This is a genomic window from Allobosea sp. FW305-C-101 (assembly GCF_058783685.1).
On record NZ_JBYSYT010000007.1, the window covers coordinates 82,898 to 100,883 of the forward strand.

The 17,986-nt window shown below is 67.9% G+C and carries 16 protein-coding genes; 6 read left to right on the forward strand and 10 right to left on the reverse strand.

Annotation, left to right across the window (positions count from 1 at the left end):
* Window positions 1-50 precede the first annotated feature (50 nt).
* Complete coding sequence (locus tag AC3WMA_RS23340) at window positions 51-824, forward strand: IclR family transcriptional regulator (RefSeq protein WP_492287662.1); 774 nt, start codon at window positions 51-53, stop codon at window positions 822-824.
* A gap of 8 nt (window positions 825-832) precedes the next feature.
* Here AC3WMA_RS23340 and AC3WMA_RS23345 read toward each other — a convergent pair whose 3' ends face one another.
* Both AC3WMA_RS23345 and AC3WMA_RS23350 read right to left on the reverse strand, forming a co-directional pair.
* Window positions 833-2,110: an NtaA/DmoA family FMN-dependent monooxygenase gene (locus AC3WMA_RS23345; RefSeq protein ID WP_492287663.1), complete on the reverse strand. Its 1,278-nt coding sequence runs from the start codon at window positions 2,108-2,110 to the stop codon at window positions 833-835.
* Between the two features lie 19 nt (window positions 2,111-2,129).
* Window positions 2,130-3,020 carry an ABC transporter ATP-binding protein gene (locus AC3WMA_RS23350; protein WP_492287664.1) on the reverse strand — a complete coding sequence of 297 codons (891 nt, stop codon included), beginning with the start codon at window positions 3,018-3,020 and terminating at the stop codon, window positions 2,130-2,132.
* Window positions 3,021-3,310: 290 nt separating this feature from the next.
* On the opposite strand from AC3WMA_RS23350, the gene fepB reads away from it, so the two are divergent.
* The 3 genes from fepB to AC3WMA_RS23365 are packed head-to-tail and all read left to right on the forward strand — an operon-like array spanning window position 3,311 to window position 6,305.
* Window positions 3,311-4,276 (forward strand): Fe2+-enterobactin ABC transporter substrate-binding protein, encoded by a 966-nt coding sequence (gene fepB, locus AC3WMA_RS23355; protein ID WP_492287665.1) that lies wholly within the window; start codon window positions 3,311-3,313, stop codon window positions 4,274-4,276.
* Window positions 4,273-5,277, forward strand: a complete 1,005-nt coding sequence (locus tag AC3WMA_RS23360) for a FecCD family ABC transporter permease (RefSeq protein WP_492287666.1) — start codon at window positions 4,273-4,275, stop codon at window positions 5,275-5,277. The genes fepB and AC3WMA_RS23360 overlap by 4 nt, the downstream gene beginning before the upstream one ends.
* Entirely contained in the window at window positions 5,274-6,305 is a 1,032-nt protein-coding gene (locus tag AC3WMA_RS23365; protein ID WP_492287667.1) for a FecCD family ABC transporter permease, read from the forward strand. Before AC3WMA_RS23360 ends, AC3WMA_RS23365 begins: the two co-directional genes overlap by 4 nt.
* Window positions 6,306-6,318: 13 nt before the next feature.
* On the opposite strand, the gene AC3WMA_RS23370 is transcribed toward AC3WMA_RS23365, so the two are convergent.
* The 7 genes from AC3WMA_RS23370 to AC3WMA_RS23400 form a co-directional block, all read right to left on the reverse strand.
* Complete coding sequence (locus tag AC3WMA_RS23370; protein WP_492287668.1) at window positions 6,319-6,702, reverse strand: hypothetical protein; 384 nt, start codon at window positions 6,700-6,702, stop codon at window positions 6,319-6,321.
* A gap of 10 nt (window positions 6,703-6,712) precedes the next feature.
* A complete protein-coding gene (locus AC3WMA_RS23375; protein WP_492287669.1) occupies window positions 6,713-8,923 on the reverse strand; it encodes a TonB-dependent receptor in 2,211 nt (736 codons plus the stop codon).
* Window positions 8,924-8,928: 5 nt separating this feature from the next.
* On the reverse strand, window positions 8,929-10,185 hold the full coding sequence (locus AC3WMA_RS23380) for an MFS transporter (protein ID WP_492287670.1): 1,257 nt from the start codon (window positions 10,183-10,185) through the stop codon (window positions 8,929-8,931).
* Between the two features lie 3 nt (window positions 10,186-10,188).
* The gene (locus AC3WMA_RS23385) at window positions 10,189-11,913 is read right to left on the reverse strand and encodes an ABC transporter ATP-binding protein (protein WP_492287671.1); all 1,725 of its coding nucleotides are present in this window, start codon (window positions 11,911-11,913) and stop codon (window positions 10,189-10,191) included.
* Window positions 11,910-13,802, reverse strand: coding sequence for an ABC transporter ATP-binding protein (locus AC3WMA_RS23390; RefSeq protein WP_492287672.1), 1,893 nt, complete (start codon window positions 13,800-13,802; stop codon window positions 11,910-11,912). Before AC3WMA_RS23390 ends, AC3WMA_RS23385 begins: the two co-directional genes overlap by 4 nt.
* A 118-nt stretch (window positions 13,803-13,920) precedes the next feature.
* A complete protein-coding gene (locus tag AC3WMA_RS23395; protein WP_492287673.1) occupies window positions 13,921-14,907 on the reverse strand; it encodes a helix-turn-helix transcriptional regulator in 987 nt (328 codons plus the stop codon).
* A gap of 3 nt (window positions 14,908-14,910) precedes the next feature.
* Window positions 14,911-15,078 (reverse strand): hypothetical protein, encoded by a 168-nt coding sequence (locus AC3WMA_RS23400; protein WP_492287674.1) that lies wholly within the window; start codon window positions 15,076-15,078, stop codon window positions 14,911-14,913.
* 85 nt (window positions 15,079-15,163) lie between these two features.
* Here AC3WMA_RS23400 and AC3WMA_RS23405 point away from each other — a divergent pair, with 85 nt between their 5' ends.
* The gene (locus AC3WMA_RS23405; protein ID WP_492287675.1) at window positions 15,164-15,775 is read left to right on the forward strand and encodes an IMPACT family protein; all 612 of its coding nucleotides are present in this window, start codon (window positions 15,164-15,166) and stop codon (window positions 15,773-15,775) included.
* Window positions 15,776-15,961: 186 nt separating this feature from the next.
* Here the strand turns inward: AC3WMA_RS23405 and AC3WMA_RS23410 are convergent, their stop codons facing one another.
* Window positions 15,962-16,867 (reverse strand): LysR family transcriptional regulator, encoded by a 906-nt coding sequence (locus AC3WMA_RS23410; RefSeq protein ID WP_492287676.1) that lies wholly within the window; start codon window positions 16,865-16,867, stop codon window positions 15,962-15,964.
* 132 nt (window positions 16,868-16,999) lie between these two features.
* Here AC3WMA_RS23410 and AC3WMA_RS23415 point away from each other — a divergent pair, with 132 nt between their 5' ends.
* Entirely contained in the window at window positions 17,000-17,971 is a 972-nt protein-coding gene (locus tag AC3WMA_RS23415) for an MBL fold metallo-hydrolase (RefSeq protein ID WP_492287677.1), read from the forward strand.
* Window positions 17,972-17,986: the final 15 nt, after the last annotated feature.

The following is a 17,986-nucleotide window of genomic DNA, read 5'->3' on the forward strand; positions in this document are numbered from 1 at the left end:
CCTTCTGCCGTCGCGCGCGCCTCCGCCTCGCCCGATCCGGAGCGGTGTCGGTGACGCCCCCGCCATCCGAGGGCCGCGGCGCGCCCAAGGCCAAGCGCTCGGCGACGATCCAGTCGATCTCGATCGCGGCCCGCTTCCTCGACATCCTCGCCAAGGCAGACGGCCCTTTGGTGCTGGGCGAGATCGCACGGCGGGCGCGCACCGGCGCCTCCACCGCCCATCGCTACATGCAGAGCCTGGTGCGCGAGGGGCTCGCGGCACAGGACGAGGTAACCGGATATTACGATCTCGGCCCCGTCGCGCTGAGCATCGGCGTCAGAGCACTTCGGCGTATCGATGCGGTCGAAGTCGCGGCGCGTGCCATGAAGACGCTCTCCGCCAGCATCGCCGCGAGCTGCGGCGTCGCGATCTGGACGGAGCGCGGCCCGACGATCGTGCGCTGGTATCGCAGCACCGATTTCGCGATCAGCACGGTGACACTCGGCGACGTCCTGCCGCTCGACAACACCGCCTGCGGCTTCGTCTTCCAGGCCCATTTGCCGAAGGATGCGATCGCCGCGGTGCGCAAGCAGCAGCCGGCGTCCTTTCGTGGCAGCCGGCCGGCCGGCGCGATGCTCGATGCGATCCGGCAGGATGGCGGCGCCGAACTGAACGAGCATCTGTTCTCGCTGCTGACCGGCAAGGCCGCGCCGGTCTTCAACGCACTCGGCGAGATCGCCTGCGTCGTGACCACGGTGTCCTTCGTCAAGACGGCGGAGGCGGAGGGCCACCGCGCCGCGCTCTATGCGGCGGCGAAGGCCGCGACGCGGGAATCCGGCGGCTGAGTTCAAGCCTAGCACGCCGCGTCGAGCCGCAGGTGCTCGCGCAGCGTCGATCCCTCGTACTCGCCGCGAAACAGGCCCCGCCGCGCCAGGGCCGGGACCAGCTCCTCCGTGAAAAGGCGCAGCGACCGGAAGGAGCCGCCGGGGATCGCGATGAAGCCGTCCATCGCGCCGGCCTCGAACCAGTCGACGATCTCGGCGAGAACCTCGTCGACCGTTCCGACGGAGACCCAATGCGCCGAGCCCACGACCTCCGGGCGTGAGAGCAATTCCGCCACGGTCGGCTCGCTCGTCTCGACGAAGCGTCGCAGCAGCGTGGCATGGGTCCGGCTGCGGACCGGCGCATCAGCCGGGGGCAGCATCGCGGCCGTCACCCGCGTTTCCGGGGCGAGATCGCCGAGATCGAGCCCGAGCACGGTCTTCACCGATTTGCGGCGCTGGTCCGGTGTGAGATGAGCGTGGGCTCGGGCGTGTAGCGCCCAGGCCTCCTCCCGCGTCGTGGCGAGGAAGAAATGCAGGCCGGGCAGGACCCGCACGGACGCAGCGCTGCGCCCACGCGCTTCGGCACGGCGGCGAAGGTCGGCGCGCAACTCGATGCCGGCCTCCCGATCGGGCATGGCGGCGAAGGTCGCATCCGCGATCGAAACCGCGAAGTCACGGCCGATATCGGAGGCCCCCGCCTGGAAGAGCGGCGGCGGCCCTGCCGAATGGCCGGGCACGTTGAGCGGCCCCCTGACGCTGAAGAACGCGCCGCGATGGTCGATCGCGGCGCTGGTCGCCGCACCGTTCAGTGCCGCGTTCGGATAACTCTGCCAGAGCCTTTGCATGACATCGGTGAACTCCGCCGCCTTGCGGTAACGTATATCCGGCGGCGGCATCGGCTCGTCGCCGAAATTCTCGGCGCCCTCGATCGAGGTGACGATGTTGAGCCCGGCGCGGCCGTTGCTGATCCAATGCAGCGACTGGATCTGGCGCGCCACCACATAGGGCGGGTTGAAGCTGGTCGAGACCGTGGTGACGAGGCCGATCTTCTCGGTCTCGCGGGCGATCGCAGCCATCAGCAGCGTCGGATCGAGGCCGACGAAGCCGCCGCCCATGCCCGGATGCAGGAGGAGGTAGTCCGGCTTGAAGACGAAATCGAGCTTCGCCCGTTCCGCCATACGGGTCAGTTCGAGATTGAAATCCGTCGGATCGCCATTCGGGCGCGGCTCGCCATCATCGGCCGGCCGGCCCTTCAGCCAGGTCGGCGTCAGGCTCAATCCGATATGAAGCTGTCTGGCCCTGGCCATGGCGTTTGTCTCTGGTTTCTCAAAAGCTGGGATTGCGCACCCGGCCTTGGCCTTTGGGCACGATCAGCGGGGTGCCCGCGACGGGGTCGGCAATGACGATGCAGGGCAGGCCGAAGACCGCTTCGACCAATTCCGCCGTGACGATCTCGGCCGGGTTGCCCTCGGCGACGATGGCACCGTCCTTCATGGCGACGAGATGGGACGCATAGCGGCAGGCCTGGTTGAGGTCGTGCAGCACGGCGACGACGGTGCGGCCTTGCGCATTGAGCTCGGCCAGCAGGTCGAGCAGTTCGATCTGGTGGGCGATGTCGAGGAAGGTCGTGGGCTCGTCGAGCAGCAGGATCGGCGTCTCCTGTGCCAGCACCATCGCGATCCAGACGCGCTGGCGCTGGCCGCCGGAAAGCTCGTCGACGGCGCGGGCGGCAAGCCCGTCCACGCGCGTTGCCCGCATCGCATCCGCAACCGCGACCTCGTCCGCCTTCGACCATTGCCGCAGGAAGGATTGATGCGGATAACGCCCGCGCGCGGCGAGATCCGCCACCGTGATGCCGTCAGGCGCGATGGCGCTCTGCGGCAGCAGGCCGAGGCGCCGCGCGACCTCCTTGGCCGGGCGCTCGCCGATCTCGCATCCGTCGAGGATCACCTGCCCGGAGGTCGGGACGAGCAATCGCGACAGGGCGCGCAGCAGGGTCGACTTGCCACAGGCATTGGGACCGACGATCACGGTGAAGGAGCCATCGGCGATCGCGACAGAGAGCCCGGTCGAGATCGTGCGCGCATCGTAGCGGAGCGTGACGGCTTCGGCGCTGAGGCGGGCCTCGGAGTGACGCGCAAGAGCGGGCTCGACTCCCGCACCGGTGGGGCCGGAACGAGGGGATTCTGCGCTTATTCTCTTTAGACTCTCGAACATCGATCTACTTTTTAATTCTTCTATATCCTGACGATTGCTTTACAGATTTCCATCCTTGCGCTGCAATCACCACCTATATTGCCTCGAAATCCTGTACATCCGTCGGTTTATACCCGATAACGCTACAGAATTCACACGCTCATATTGCATTGCAGAATGCGATCCGCCATGAGGAATATCGAGCCTTCACGCGGATGCGCATGGCGGTGAGCCGGACGGTATGATGTCGCCGGCCCGGCAGCGCACGACCCGCAGGCTCGACAGGACACTCCCGCCCGGGAACAACGACGATGCCTTTCGCCAAGCTTTTCATCGCCATCATCGCCATCGCAGGCGCCCTGAGCTTGGGCGGCGCGCCCGCGCGCAGTCAGGAAGCCGGCTGGCCGCGCACGATCCGGCATGTCGCGGGGGAACTGACCCTGGCGGCGAAGCCGAAGCGGATCGTCTCGACCACACCGAGCGTGACCGGCATCCTGCTGGCGATCGAGGCGCCACTGGTGGCAAGCACCGCGACAACGCCGAGTCCGCTGACCGATGGCAAGGGCTTCTTCTCGCAATGGGCCGGGGATGCCGATCGAAAAGGTGTGAAGGTCCTCTATCCCAACCTGAAATTCGACATCGAGGCCGTGCTCGGCTGGAAGCCCGATCTCGTCATCGCCTCCACCACCGGCGCCGACAGCATCCTGCAGCACCGGGCCGAGCTGGAGGCGCTCGGCGTTCCCACGATGGTCGTCGATTACTCCAGCCGCAGCTGGCAGGAGCTCGCGACCGAACTCGGCAAGGCAGCCGGCCTCGAAAGCGAAGCAGCGGCGGCAATCGCGAGCTTCGACGCCGATCTCGCAGCCACGGCCCGCACGCTCACAGCGAAAGGCACGAAGGCCAGCATCGTCGGCTACAACATCGCCGGCAGCTATTCGGTCGCGCGGACATCGAGCCCGGTCGCCAAGCTGCTCTCGGAGCTGGGCTTCGAGATCGTCGGCCTGCCGCCTGAGCTGCGGCCGAATACGGGGCGCACCTCGGATTTCGAGTTCTTCTCGCGCGAGAACCTCTCAGCCGCCATTACCGGGGACGTCGTCCTCCTGTTGCGCGCGACCGAGAAGGACGTGCCGGCCTTCCTGGCAGAGCCCGTGCTCGCCAATCATCCGGCCGTCATCGGCAAGCGCGTCTATCCGCTCGGGCTGACCTCGTTCCGCATCGATCCCTATTCCGGCCGGCAGATCCTCGAGCAGGTGCGTGCGAGCTTCGGCAAGCCATGAGGAGGCTCCGGCGCGGGTGGTGGCTCGCCGTCGGCACGGGCGTGCTCGCCCTGCTCGCACTGGCAAGCCTGGCGATCGGCTCCCGCCCGATTCCGCTGGCGACGGCCCTCAACGCCTTGCGGGCCTATGATCCCGGCAACGATCTCCACCTGATCGTCCGGGAATTGCGCGTGCCGCGCCTGATCACAGCCGTCTTCGCCGGTGCGGCGCTCGGCGTCGCCGGCGCGATCATGCAGGCCGTGACCCGCAATCCCCTGGCCGAGCCTGGCCTGCTCGGCATCAATGCCGGCGCGGCGGTCGCAGTGGTGCTGGGCGTCACCGTCTTCGGCCTGACGCGGCCGATGCATTATGTCTGGCTCGCCGCGCTCGGGGCCGGGCTTGCCGGCAGCGCCGTCTTCCTGCTCGGGCGGGCGCATGAAACCGGAACCAATCCGATCCGGCTCGTGCTCGCAGGCGCCGGGCTCTCGATCGTGCTCGGCGCGATCATCGGCATCGTGGCGATCAATGCACCGCCCACCGCCTTCGACGATTTCCGGCATTGGGCAGCCGGCTCGGTCGAGGGTGCGAGCTTCGAGGCCGTCGCAGCGCTCGCCGTCTGCGTCATTGCCGGGCTCCTCGTCGCCCTTTCGGTCGTCGGCGGCCTGAACGCCCTCGCGCTGGGGCAGGAACTCGGGCAGGCACTCGGCGCCGCACCGCACAGGATCTGGCTCGCCGCCTGCCTGGCGGTGATGCTGCTGGCGGGTGCTGCCACCGCAACGGCGGGCCCGATCGGCTTCGTCGGGCTGATCGCGCCGCATCTTTCGCGTGCCCTATTGGGTGCGGACCATCGCTGGATTCTGCCCGGCGCGGGACTTGCCGCCGCGATCCTGCTACTCGGCGCCGATCTCATCGGACGCGTGGTCGCGGCCCCCTCGGAGGTCGCGGCCGGAATCGTCGCAGCCCTGGTCGGCGGCCCGTTCTTCATCATGGCGGTGCGTCGCTTCCGGGTGAGCCGCCCATGAGCGCTCCCATTCCACTCCGTTTCGGATCGCTCTCGCTGCTATGGCGCCCACGAACCGCATGGGTCTGCGTAGCACTTGCCGGCATCGGCCTCGTGCTCGCGATCGCGCTGCTGGGCACGGGCACACTCACCTTCACCCCGGCAGAGGTCACCGCCGCCCTTTTCGGCAAAAGTGGGAATGCGATGGCCGAGCGTGTCGTCTGGGGCCTGCGATTGCCGCGCGTCGTCACGGCGGCCTGCGTCGGCGCGGCGCTCGGCATGGCCGGCGCGATCTTCCAGTCAATCTCGCGCAATGCGCTGGGCTCGCCCGATATCATCGGCTTCACCACGGGGGCCGCAACCGGCGCGATCGTCCAGATCATCCTGTTCGGTGCGGACCCGCTCGCCGTTTCGCTGTCGGCCGTTCTCTCCGGCATGGCGACGGCCGCGCTCGTCTTCCTGCTCGCACTGAAGGGGCGCGCCACCGGCGGTTACCGGCTGGTGCTCGTCGGCATCGGCATCGGAGCGACCCTGTCCGGCGTCAACACCGTCCTGCTGGTGGCGAGTGATCTCGATCGATCGGTCTCGGCGCAGATCTGGCTTGCCGGCTCGCTCGCCGCGCGCAGCTGGTCGCATGCCGTGCCGGCCGCACTCGGCCTGCTGCTGATCGTGCCCGTCGCGCTGTGGCATGCCCGGCGGCTCGCCCTGCTGGAGATGGGCGACGACGCCGCGAGCCAGCTCGGCGTCTCCGTCGAGCGCACGCGGCTCGCGATGGTGATGACGGCGGTCGGCCTGACCGCGCTGGCGACGGCCGCGGCCGGCCCGATCGCCTTCATCGCGCTGGCCGGCCCGCAGCTTGCTCGGCGGCTCTGCCGCTCGCCGGACGTGCCGCTCCTGCCCGGCGCGGCAATGGGCGCCATCCTGCTGCTGGCAGCCGACCTGATCAGCCAGCGCTTCCCGTCCGGTCTCAACATGCCGATCGGACTGACGACGGGGTTGCTGGGCGGGCTCTATCTGCTTTGGCGGCTGACCCGCGACGAGAAGGTGTAAGGCGGCAACGAGGCTAGCGCCCGAGCCATTGATCGAGCTGTGGGCGTGCCTCCGCGTCCGACGCGAAGACCCGGAAGGGATAGGGCATGAACGCCGCGAGCGCGGCATTCATCAGCTTGCCGAGCACGGCCTTGCGCCTGGCTTCGTCCGGCTCGATCCGGACGGCGCCGGCGACCCATCGCCCGAGCTCCTTGCGGCGCTGGCGATACCAATCCTTGTAGAGCCGCAGGAACAGCGGCGATTGCTCGGGCCGCTCCGCCCCGTCGAAAACCACGACGAAGCGCTCGCCGCGCCGGAGCAGCGCATCGAATTCCGCGAGGACGCGCTCGGCGTCCTCGTCAGGGATGCGGGCCGGCATGGTCCAGCGCACGACCGGCCAGGATGAGCTGTCGATCATCGCGCCCGGCTCAGAACTTGATCGCCGCGCCGACGCCCATCGTCGCACCGCGCGCATAGACCGTGCCGTAGACCGGCCCGCCGGTCAGGACGCTCGTGCCATAGGGCTGGGCGAAGGTGACGTAGCGCTTGTCGAGCAGGTTCTCGCCGAAGAGATAGGCCTCGCCCTTTTCCCATTCGACGCCGAGCCGGGCCGAGAGCAGGTGGACCGGCTTCAGCTTGGCCAGGTTGCCGGCCTCCGAATAGCGCGGGCCGATATAGTTGTAGCCGACACGGGCGAGCAGGTTCGCCGGGCCGAAAGCCGCGATGCCGAGCGTGCCAAGCGGGGCGCGGTAGGTCACCGAGGCCTTGCCGGCCCATTCCGGCACCTGCGGCAGCTGGTTGCCCTTCTTCAGCCCGGCCTGCGCCGCGGCAGCCGCAGCGGGCACGTCGGTGATCTCGGTCGAGGTATAAGTGATGCCGCCGGCGATCTCCCAGTTCCCGTTCACGCGCCACGTGGCGTCGAGCTCGACGCCATAGCTCCTGGTGTCGAGGTTGAGCGATTGCTGGGCGAAGTTCTGGAGATCGTAGGCGAGGATCTGCTCCTTGCTGACATCGTTGTAGAACAGGGCGGCCGAGACCTTCAGCCGGTCGTCGAAGAAGGAGCCGCGGCCGCCGATCTCGTAGGAGAGGATGCTCGACGAATCATAGGGCGTGCGCGGCACGCCGGCCCACATCAGCGAGTTGAAGGTGCCGAAGCCGCCGCTCTTGTAGCCGCGCGAGACCGAGGCGAAGCTCGTCACCTTGTCGGTCCAGTCGTAGGCAAGCGAGGCGCGGCCGGTCCAGAAATTGTAGTCCTTCTTGCCGGCCTCGATGAAGACCGGAACGGTGCCGGGGGTGCCGTCGCTGTAGAACTGGCCATCATAGTCCTTCTGCTCGCGCGTGTAGCGGCCGCCGAGCGAGAGCTTCAGCCGGTCGATCACCGGATAGGTCACTTCGCCGAAGACCGCCTGCCCGGTCGTCGCCTGGTGCAGGTTGTCGAAGCCCGAGACGGCCGGCCCATAGAGGAAGACGTTGCGCATCGAGAACAGCTTCGCCTCGTCGCGGTAATAGGCGGCGCCGGCGACCCATTGCAGCTTGTCGCCGGGATTGGAACTCAGGCGCAGCTCCTGGGTGAAGCGGGTCTGGTCGATATTCCGGTCGAAATAGTTGCCAGCGATGTTGCCGAAGGCGCCGAACGGCAGGCCGGAGACGCGGTTGCCGAGGAAGAAATCGGCGCCGTTATAGGTCAGGTCGGCCCGGATCGCGTTGTAGGAGGTCTGCGAGGTGAAGGTGAAATGGTCGAAGCGGTGCTCGAACTTCGACTGGAAGGCGTAGTTCTTGGTGACCTCGCGCCCCAGGTTCTGGGCGGCGAGGATCGGGAAGCCGTCTCCCTTCAGCGCGTAATAGACCGGCACGCCATCCGAGGAATCGGCGCTGCCGCTGAGCGTCCAGGTGGTCCGGTCGGTCGGCGTGAAGCGCAGCGTCAGGCGGCCTGTCGCACTCTGTTCCCGGCCGAGATCGGGGCCGACGACGTTGTTGACGAAGCCGTCGATGCCACGAAGGCGGAAGGCCAGCCGCATGCCGAGCTTGTCCTTGATCAGCGGACCGCCGACCGCGCCTTCGAGGATGCGGTGGTTCTGCGTGCCGTATTCGGAGCGCAGATAGCCCTTCCAGGTCTCGTCGGGCAGGGCCGGCACCAGGTTGACGGCGCCGCCCGTGGTGTTGCGGCCGAACAGCGTGCTTTGCGGCCCCTTCAGCACCTCGACGCGATCGAGATCGAGATAATTGGCGTTGGAGGAGCCGATCGGCAGCGGCGTGCCGTCGACGAAGGTCAGCACGGAGGAATCGTCCGGGCCGAGCGGGAACAGGATCGGTCCGACGCCGCGCATGATCAGGAACGAGGTCGAGCGGTCACCGAAGCCCGGAATGTAGACGCCGGCGACGTCCTTCAGAGCCGATGGCGCGTCATAGGCGCGCTTCTCGTCGAGCTGGGCGCGGGTCTGCACATCGACCGTGAAGGGGATGTCCCGGAGCGTCTCGTCGCGCCGGCGCGCCGTGACAGTGATCTCGTCGAGCTGCAGCACCTGCGTATCCCGGCCCTGCGCCTGGGCGGGCGGCGCGAGCGGACAGAGCATTCCGGCGAGCGCGGTCGTCGCAAGCAGCATGAAAGGGCTGGCTGAGTGGCTGAGAGGCCGCTTCATGGTGGTCAGGCTCCGTGGGATGATGATGCGTTGAGGTTTTCGCCGCTGCGACCCGCGAGCCAGGCGACGAGCACGCTCCCGGCACAGAACCCGGCAGCAAGGCCGAGCACCGCCGGCAGGCCGCCGAGGCTGAGGACGAAGCCGGCCGCGATGGCCGAGACCGTCGCGACGAGGGCGTCGATGCTGGAGAGGGCCGCGGCCTGAGTCGTGCCGCCATCGCCGGCGCAGACCGGCAGGACGAGCGCGCGGAAGACGACGAAGAAGGCGTAGCCGAGCGCCATCACCGCGAGCGACAGAACGATGGCGACGACCGGCTCGGCCCGGAAGCCCGCGACGGCGAAGCCGGCAAAGCAGAGCGCCGAGGCAAGGGTGACGAAGAGCGCTACGCGCCAGACCTCGCTGCCGCGCAGCATGAGTCCGGTCGCCCAGGAGGCGATCACGCCGACGCCGTTGGCGCCGACGGCGGCGACGAGGCCGATCTGCCCGAGGCTCAGGCCCGCGTCCACTTGCAGGACCGGCAGCATGCCGCCGGCGAGACCGAGCCCGCCATGACCGAGCAGCGAGAAGGCCAGCCTCCGGCGCGCGGGAGCGCTCTTCAGAAAGCGCCAGAGGCCGGATGGCGCCTCGGGACGACCTTCGCCCTGATCCGTCGTGGTTCCGGCAACCGGGAGCAGCACAGCCGGCAGCGCCAATGCCGTCGTGATCAGGACGAGCAGCAGGATGATGCCGCTCCAGCCCGCGCCCTCGAAGAACATGATGCCGACGCCCATGATGAGGCCACCCAGCGCGAAGCCGATACCCTGCAACGGCGCGCAGCGCACCCGCGCCTCAGGCGGGAAGCCGGCGAGCAAATAGCCGTCGAGCGCCACGGCCGCCGTCGCGATCGCCATGATCGCGAGCGTGGCGATCGCGATGATGCCGAGCGTGCCGCTGTTCGGCTCGAACGCGACGAGACAACCCGTCATCGCCATTGCAAGCGCGAGGCAGGCGAGCACGATGCGCCGGAAGACCGAGGTCTGCCCTCGGCCGATGCGGGCGACGACGGGCGCCCAGACGACACGCAACGCGAAGGGCAGATAGGCCAGGAAGACAAGATTGGCGACTTCCGGCGACTGGCCGGCCTGGCGGAGGCTTGCCGGCAGGATGTTGTAGATGAAGAAGAGCGGGACGGCCGCCGCGCCATAGACCGCGCCGATGCCGAGGCGCAGCGACCGCTGCAACAGCAGGGGCTCAGGCACGCTGTGAGCGGTGGATTCCGACACGACTTATCTCAACCTCCAACCGGCGGCGCGCTCCTGCGCCTGCCAGAGCCGGGCATAGAGACCGTCCAGCGCGAGCAGGTCCGGGTGCCGGCCTTCCTCGACGATCCGCCCCTGGTCCATCACGTAGATCCGGTCGGCCTCGGCGATGCTGCGCAGGCGATGGGCCACGACGACGAGGGTGCGCCCGTTTTCCAGCGCCGCGACCGCCTGCTGAATCGCCCGCTCGGTCAACGGGTCCATGGCTGAGCTGGCTTCGTCGAGCAGCAGGATCGGCGCGTCCTTGAGCAGCGCCCGCGCGACCGCGACGCGCTGACGCTCGCCGCCCGACAGGGTGCGCCCACCCTCCCCCATCACCGTGTCGAGCCCGTCCGGCAGGGCCGCGATCAGTTCCTCCAGCCGTGCCGCGCGGATAACGACAGCGAGCCGGGCTTCGTCGGCGCCGGGCGCACCGAGCAGGATGTTGGCGCGCAGCGTGTCGCGGAAGAGGTGGACGTCCTGGTTCACCAGCGCCGTCAGCGCCTGCAAGCGGGCCGGCGGGATATCGGCGATGTCGACGCCGCCGACCGTCACGCGGCCGCTCTGGGGGTCGAAGAAGCGCATCATCAGGCCGATGACGCTCGACTTTCCGGCCCCGCTCGGCCCGACAATCGCGGTCATGCCGCCCTGCCGGGCCGCCAGCGCGATGTTATCAACCGCCCCGCGCTCGCCGTCATAGCTGAACGCCACGCGTTCGAGCGTGAAATCAAGCGGCATGCCCGGCTCGCTGCCCCGATGTGCGAGCACCGGCTCGGCGAGGAAGCGGGCCATGCCGGCTTCAGCCTGCATGCCCAGGCTGAAGGGCAGCATCTGGCCGAGCACGGCCGCCGAGAGGGCATGGCTCGCCGCAAGCCCGAGCAGCAGCGCGGGGATCAGCGACGGTGCGGCTTCGCCACCGCGCCAGGCCAGGATCATCAGCGCCAGAAGCAGGCCGGCGCCCATCAACGTCGCGGCGACGCCATGGAGCGAGACGAGGACGGGCGTGTAGCCGAGCATCAGGCGGCGCAGGCGATCGACGGCCTCGGCGAAGCGGGCGAAGGCGCCCTCGCCGGCGCGGAAGGAGCGGAACACCGCGATGCCCTCGCCATATTCGCCGATGCGCTGGCTGATATCGGTCAGCTCGGCATTGCGGCGTGCGATCAGGCCCTTGAGGATGCGCCCGGCCACGGGCAGCGACAGCAGGCCGAGGCCGAAGGCGAGGAGCACTGCGAGCGCGGTCGGCGGGTCGAACCAGGCCGCCGCCAGCAACAGGCACAGGCCGGCGGCGAGCCCGCCGAACAGCCGGTTCAGCGTGAAGGTCGAGGCTTCGTTGATCCAGCGCCCGTCCTCGGTGACGAGGGTTGCAAGCCGCGCCGCACTCCAGCGCCCGAGCGCGCCGAGCGGCACGGCCCGCATATGCCCGACCAGCCGGTTGCGGATCGCCTCGGTCGCGGCATTGCCGGCCCGGAACCCGGACGACCAGGCGAGGCGGATCAGGACAATGCGCAACGCGACGGCAGCAACCACCGCCACGGCGTAAGGCAGCAGGGCCAGCGCGTCGGCGGGGCCTTGCGCCAGCCGCATCAGGCCGAGCGCGACCGCGATCACCGGCCCGGCCGTCGCCAGCCCTTCGAGGAAGGTGATGAGCATGGCGCGCCGGAACAGGCCGCGCGCATCGCCGAGATGGGCGTGGATGAAGGCGAGCAGCTTCATGGCCGGGCCTCCGCTGTGCTCTGGGTTTGGCCGACCTCATTGCCCTTGAGCGCATCGGCATGACGATGACTGGCGACCGCCTCATGCGCCGCGAACATCCGGGCATAGAGCCCGCCCTGCACGATCAGCTTGGCATGGCTGCCGCGCTCAGCTACTTGGCCGGCGTCGAGCACCAGGATCTCGTCGGCATGGACGATGGTGTGCAAACGGTGGGCGATCACGATCAGCGTGCGCTCGCGCGACAATTCCGCGATCGCGTCCTGGATCAGCGCCTCGTTCTCGGGATCGGCGAAGGCCGTAGCCTCGTCGAGCACGAGGATCGGCGCGTCCTTCAGGATGGCGCGCGCGATCGAGATGCGCTGGCGCTCGCCGCCGGAAAGCCCGAGCCCGCGCTCACCGACGATGGTCTCGTAGCCTCGCGGCAATGCCGCGATGAAATCATGTGCCCGGGCGCGCCTGGCTGCGTCGATCACCGCGTCGTCATCGGCATCCGGCCGGCCGAGGCGGATATTGTCGGCGATGGTGCCGGCAAAGAGGAAGACCTCCTGGAAGACGAAGGAGACGGCGCGGTTGAGGGCATCCGGCGCCATCTCGCGGATATCGACGCCGCCGATCGAAACGGCGCCGCTGCCGACATCGTGGAAGCGCGCGATCAGGCGCGCGAGCGTCGACTTGCCGGAACCGCTCGGCCCGACCAGCGCAAGGCAGCGCCCCGGCGCCACCGTGAAATCGACGCCATGCAGCACCTGCCGCGCGCCGTACGAAAAGCCGACATTCTTGAAGCGCAGCAGCTTATCGGCCGGCTCGGCCGGCGTGGCACTGACCGGCAGTTCCGGCGCCGCCATGACCGCATCGATCCGGTCGAGCAACTGCACCTGCCGCATCAGGCGATGGCTGATGCCCTGCAGCGAGGCGAAGACGTCACCGAGCCCGTAGGCGATGGCGAGGAAGGCTGCGAGCGTCGTCGCGCTGAGCCAGCCTTGCGCCGCCATCAGCAACCCGGCAGGCGCGGCGAAGAGCAGATGGCTCGAGAGCAGCACCTGCGCGGCCGAGCCCGGCACCACGGCATGGCGCATCCAGGCATCGGAGAAATGCGTCATCTCGGCGAAGATGCGCTGCGTGCGCGCCGTGGCCTGCTCGTCCTGATTGAAGGCGCGGACCGTCGGCAGGCCATCGGCCATTTCGGCGACCGTCTCGGCCATGCGGGACTGGATCGCGAGATAGTCATGCGTCGGGCCTTCGCCCTGCTTCATCACCCGCCCGATCAGGACGAGCCCGAGCGCGATCGGAAGAAGCGCGAGGAGCGTCAGGCGCCAGTCGATGACGGCCAGCAGCACGAGCGCGACGACCGGCGCGACGATCGCCGCACTCAGCTCCGGCACGAGATGCGCCATGCCGTCCTCGACGCCCTCGACATCGTCGAGCAGGATGGTGCGCAATTCACCCTTGGAGCGGTCGTCGAAGAAGCCGAGCGGGACGCGTGCAAGCTTGGCGGCCAGCGCAAGCCGCAGCTCCTGCTGGGTCTGGAAGGCGATCCGATGCGAGAGACCGGTCGCCAGCGAGAAGAACAGGTGCCGCCCCGCCACCGTAGCGAGAGCCGCCGCGCCGACCAGACCGATCCAGTGCCAGTCGACTTGGCCTTGCAGAATCGCGACCAGAGCGACAGCGGCTGCGGCATAGGGCGCAAGCGAGAGCAGCGCCGCCAGCGTTCCGAAGATGATCGAGAGCAGGAGGAGCCAGCGCCGCTCCCGCATCATCGCAAAGAGCCGAAGGGCCACCGCGCCAATCGAGACCGAGGCGCGCGGCTCCGTCGCGGCCTTCTCCGTCTTGTCCGTAACCGGCCCGCGCGCGTCTACATCGAGGGCCTCTGTGGAAGCGCTGACCGTCACGGCAGACCTTCGATCCGAGGATGGACCGTCTTCTTATTGGCGCGACGAAGGCGCCTCCATGCATTCGGCCTTTGCCGGCCGTCGTTTTTCCTTTGCGCGTCCGCAGGATTTGGAAGGGTTACAGATCCTGGCTCGGCGACAGGCCGAAACGCCGGCGATAGGCCGTGGCGAAATTGGCCGGGCTGGAGAAGCCGACGCGATAGCCGATCTCGGCGATCGACAGGCGCCGCTCCCGCACGAGCACCCGCGCCACTTCCAGCCGCCGGTCGCGCAGGTAGTCGATGATGGTCGAGCCGAAGGCCGCCTTGAAGGCCTGCCGCAGGCTGGTTTCGTTGAGGCCGACGAGGCGCGCGAGTTCCGAGACCGCTGGCGGATCGGCAAGCTGGTTGTCGAGGATCAGGCGCGCATGCTCGGAGTGTTCGCGATGTGAGCGGGAGAGCTGCGGCATGCCGCGGCGCTGCTCCCGGAAGATGCTGGCGACCTCGACAAGCGCGGACAGCACCCGGCTCTCGGAATAGAGCTGCGCCAGCCTGCCCTGATAGGGATTCTCGGCGAGCTGTAGGAGATGGGCCCGTAAGGCCGTCCGGGCCTCGACCTCCTGCCAGAGAAAGCCGTCGGCGAAGCTGTCCAGCATCGTCTCGCAGCCCGGCAACCCAGCCTCCTCCCCGAGCTCGCGGAGGAACTCGGCTCCGACATGGAAACCGCTCATCCGGCAGGTCTGGCCGGGCCGCTGCGCCGAGCGGATATCGACCTGATCGCTGACGCCCAGCAACGTCGGCACACCAATCCGCGTCGTTGCGATCGAATGGCCATCGACGAAACCGGTATGCTCGCCGGCGAGCAGAATGCCGACGAAGAGGCTCGGCCGGTAGGAGCCAACCACCCGCTCGTCATCGAGATATTCGAGGTCGCAGCCGGTGAGATGGACGGAGGGCCTGATCGGTTCGATCCAGTAGCTGCCACGCGCGAAGGAGACGCCGGTCTGGAGCACCTGTCGCGGAGCGGCAATCGACAGGTAGACCGTACCGTCGAGATAGGCCTCGACGTCCCGATAGGAAATCTCGCCGCTCACATGGAGCCGATGGTCTTCGGAATACTCGATCATGGATCAGCTTTTATGGGTGGCCTCCAGCGGCTGAGAACCCATGTACATTGTAACATAAATTCCACCAAGCCATTGTTTTTGATATTGAATTAGAACTCTTCCATGTTGCTGCGCCCATGGGCTTGTTCCGGAAGCGCTTTCGATCGGGCCTGGCCCGGGAACGGTGCTCATCTCCCGCCACTCCCGGTCGTGGAAAACCGCGCGGCATCGGGCGTGGAGCACGGCCGAAAGCGGATGGTTCCCTCGGCAAACCGGCATGCTACAGGGCCTGATGGCCGCGCGTTTCACCCTCGTCGAACCCTGCTCCGCCCGGCAGGAGATCAAGAGAAGCCGCTTCGTTGCGATGGCCGCGCCGGTTGCCGACGAAGCGGCCGCGAAGGACTTCATCGCCGCGCATTCCGATCCCGAGGCCAACCATAATTGCTGGGCCTGGCGGTTCGGGCAGAGCTATCGCTTCAACGATGACGGCGAGCCGAGCGGCACGGCCGGCAAGCCGATCCTCGCGGCCATCGACGGACAGGCTCTCGACGGTGTCGCCGTCGTGGTCACGCGCTGGTTCGGCGGCGTCCTGCTGGGCAGCGGCGGGCTGATCCGGGCCTATGGCGGCACGGCCGCACTGTGCCTGCGCGAGGCCCGCAAGGTCGAGCTCGTCGAGACGGCAGCGGCGACGATCACCTGCAGCTTCGGCGACCTGACGCGCGTCCAGGCACGTCTCGGCGCAGTTCCCGGCGTGCAACTGCGTGATCAGGCCTTCACGGATACCGGTGCGATCCTCTCGGTCAGCGCACCGAAGGCCGAAATCGACGGTCTCAGCCGGCTGGTGACGGATCTGACCAGCGGGCGCGCCTTGATCCGATGGGACAGGTAGCGGCCTTTCAGAAGGCCGGCCTCATACGCGGCGGAACAATGGCAGGTCCAAGACGGTTTCCCCTCCATCGCAAAGAGGGAGGCAACAATGGGCTTGATCGAGATCAGCGTGGTTCTGGCCTGCGCTTCGGCTTTCGGCTTTTACATCTCGGCCAAGGAAAGCTGAGTCCCCGGCGCACCGACCGGCTTACGCATCGCTCGGCAGCAAACGAGCGCGCAAGCGCGGCGCGACCCAGTCCAGGAATGCGCGCGCCTTGATGGGCAACTGGCCCTGGGCGGCATAGACGAGTTGAACCGGGATCGCCTCCGGAGCGAACGCTTCGAGCAGCGGCACCAGCGCACCGGACCGCAATTCATCGACGATCTGATAAGACAGCACCCGGGCGACGCCGACCCCTGCCAGGGCGGCATCAATCGCCGCTTCGGTCGAATTGACCGCGAGCCTCGTACGCGGCTCCACCGAAAGGGCAGCTAAATCGCCGCGGTAGCGCCATTCCGGCGATATCGTGAAGCCCCGGAATGTGATGCCGTCATGGTCGCTCAAGTCCTCGGGCCGAACCGGAACGCCGCGGCGCGCCAGATAACCCGGACTCGCGCAGAAGATGCGCCTGACCTCGCCGACACGCCGCGCCATCAGGCTGCTGTCTTCGAGATGGCCGACCCGAATGCCGAGGTCGAGATGCTCCTCCACCAGATTGACGTGACGGTCGATGAGGAACAGACGCAGGTCGATCCGGGGATGCTCGGCCAGGAATTCAGCCGCCAGCGGAACGACATGACGTCGCCCGAGAACCACCGATGCCGTCACCGCCAGGGTGCCGCGCGGCTCGCTGTACTCGCCGGCAACCGTACGCTCCGCTTCCTCGACCTGCTCCAGAATGCGACGGGAGGCGGCGACATAGTCGCGGCCCGCATCCGTCAACTCGACCCGCCGGCTGGTGCGGATCAGTAGACGGGTTCCGAGATGCTGTTCGAGATCGGCCACCTTGCGGCTGATCGTTGTGAGCGGCGCGCGCAGGCGGCGTGCGCCAGCCGAAAGACTGCCTTCCTCGACAACGGCGAGGAGCACCGACATGGCATCGAAACGATCCATCGAACCCTTCCATATTTCGGGAGGGAAAGTCCCGAAATATCCAGATACCTCGGATTCAAGGAAGGGCCTACACCATCCTCAACCCGAGCGGCCGCGCTTGAAGACGGCCCTCGCGCTTTCTGGAGTCCTTCAATGACCATGCTGTCCCGCCGCGCTTTCGCCTTTGCGGCCCCTGCCCTGTCTATCGCCGCCGGCGCAGTGCTGCCCGCCGGCAGGGCCGTCGCAACCCCGGTTGCCGCTGTCACGACTGCCGTGCCGCCTCTGGCGCAGATTTCGATCGGCCGGTTCAAGGTCACGGCCCTGACCGACGGCTTCGCCGACATGCCGTTCTCCTATTTCGTCGGGCGCTCACCCAAGGAGATCGAAGCCGCCGCGGCAGGGCAGTTCGCCGCAAGGCCCGGCGGCATCCGCCTGGTGTTCAACCAGTACCTGATCGAGGACGGCAACCGGCGCATCCTGATCGATACGGGCCCGGCGGGCCTGCTCGGCGAAAGCGGCAAGCTGCCTTCGGCCCTGAAAGCGGTCGGGCTTGCGCCGGAAGATATCGATGCGGTGATCGTCACCCATATGCATCGCGACCATATCGGCGGCCTCGTCGCGGGCGGCCGACGGAACTTCTCGAATGCGGAGATCTATATCGGCCGGCGCGAGGTCGCGCACTGGACCGACCCGGCGCAACGCGCGGCAGCACCCGATTTCCTGAAAAGCAGCTTCGACGCGTCGGCAGAGCTCATCCGGCTCTACCCGAAGCTGCAGGCGATCGATGGCGAGCGCAGCATCGTGCCAGGCGTGTCGACCATCGACCTTGCCGGCCATACGCCCGGCCATATCGGGGTGCGCATCGAAGATGGCGGCAAAAGCCTGCTGATGGTTGGGGACATGCTCTTCCACCCGTCACTTCACCCGGCCGCTACCGATATCGGCTTCATCTTCGAGCAGGATCCGGAAGCTGCCCGCGCAATGCGCGCCCGCTTCTTCCCGCGCGCGGCCGAGGAGAAGGCCTTGATCGCCGCGACTCATATGCCGTTCCCAGGCCTCGGCCGCATCGTCTCCGACCAAGGTCGGCTGCGCTGGATGGCTGCGGAATGGGCTTTTCAAGCGTAAGGAAGCGGCCGAGCG

Coding starts and splice junctions, on each gene's coding strand:
- AC3WMA_RS23345 (WP_492287663.1), bottom strand. CDS start 2,110: ATGGCCAGGGCCAGACAGCTTCATATCGGATTGAGCCTGACGCCGACC.
- AC3WMA_RS23350 (WP_492287664.1), bottom strand. CDS start 3,020: ATGTTCGAGAGTCTAAAGAGAATAAGCGCAGAATCCCCTCGTTCCGGC.
- AC3WMA_RS23385 (WP_492287671.1), bottom strand. CDS start 11,913: ATGAAGCTGCTCGCCTTCATCCACGCCCATCTCGGCGATGCGCGCGGC.
- AC3WMA_RS23405 (WP_492287675.1), top strand. CDS start 15,164: ATGCTACAGGGCCTGATGGCCGCGCGTTTCACCCTCGTCGAACCCTGC.
- AC3WMA_RS23395 (WP_492287673.1), bottom strand. CDS start 14,907: ATGATCGAGTATTCCGAAGACCATCGGCTCCATGTGAGCGGCGAGATT.
- AC3WMA_RS23400 (WP_492287674.1), bottom strand. CDS start 15,078: ATGAGCACCGTTCCCGGGCCAGGCCCGATCGAAAGCGCTTCCGGAACA.
- AC3WMA_RS23370 (WP_492287668.1), bottom strand. CDS start 6,702: ATGATCGACAGCTCATCCTGGCCGGTCGTGCGCTGGACCATGCCGGCC.
- AC3WMA_RS23415 (WP_492287677.1), top strand. CDS start 17,000: ATGACCATGCTGTCCCGCCGCGCTTTCGCCTTTGCGGCCCCTGCCCTG.
- fepB (WP_492287665.1), top strand. CDS start 3,311: ATGCCTTTCGCCAAGCTTTTCATCGCCATCATCGCCATCGCAGGCGCC.
- AC3WMA_RS23365 (WP_492287667.1), top strand. CDS start 5,274: ATGAGCGCTCCCATTCCACTCCGTTTCGGATCGCTCTCGCTGCTATGG.
- AC3WMA_RS23375 (WP_492287669.1), bottom strand. CDS start 8,923: ATGAAGCGGCCTCTCAGCCACTCAGCCAGCCCTTTCATGCTGCTTGCG.
- AC3WMA_RS23410 (WP_492287676.1), bottom strand. CDS start 16,867: ATGGATCGTTTCGATGCCATGTCGGTGCTCCTCGCCGTTGTCGAGGAA.
- AC3WMA_RS23360 (WP_492287666.1), top strand. CDS start 4,273: ATGAGGAGGCTCCGGCGCGGGTGGTGGCTCGCCGTCGGCACGGGCGTG.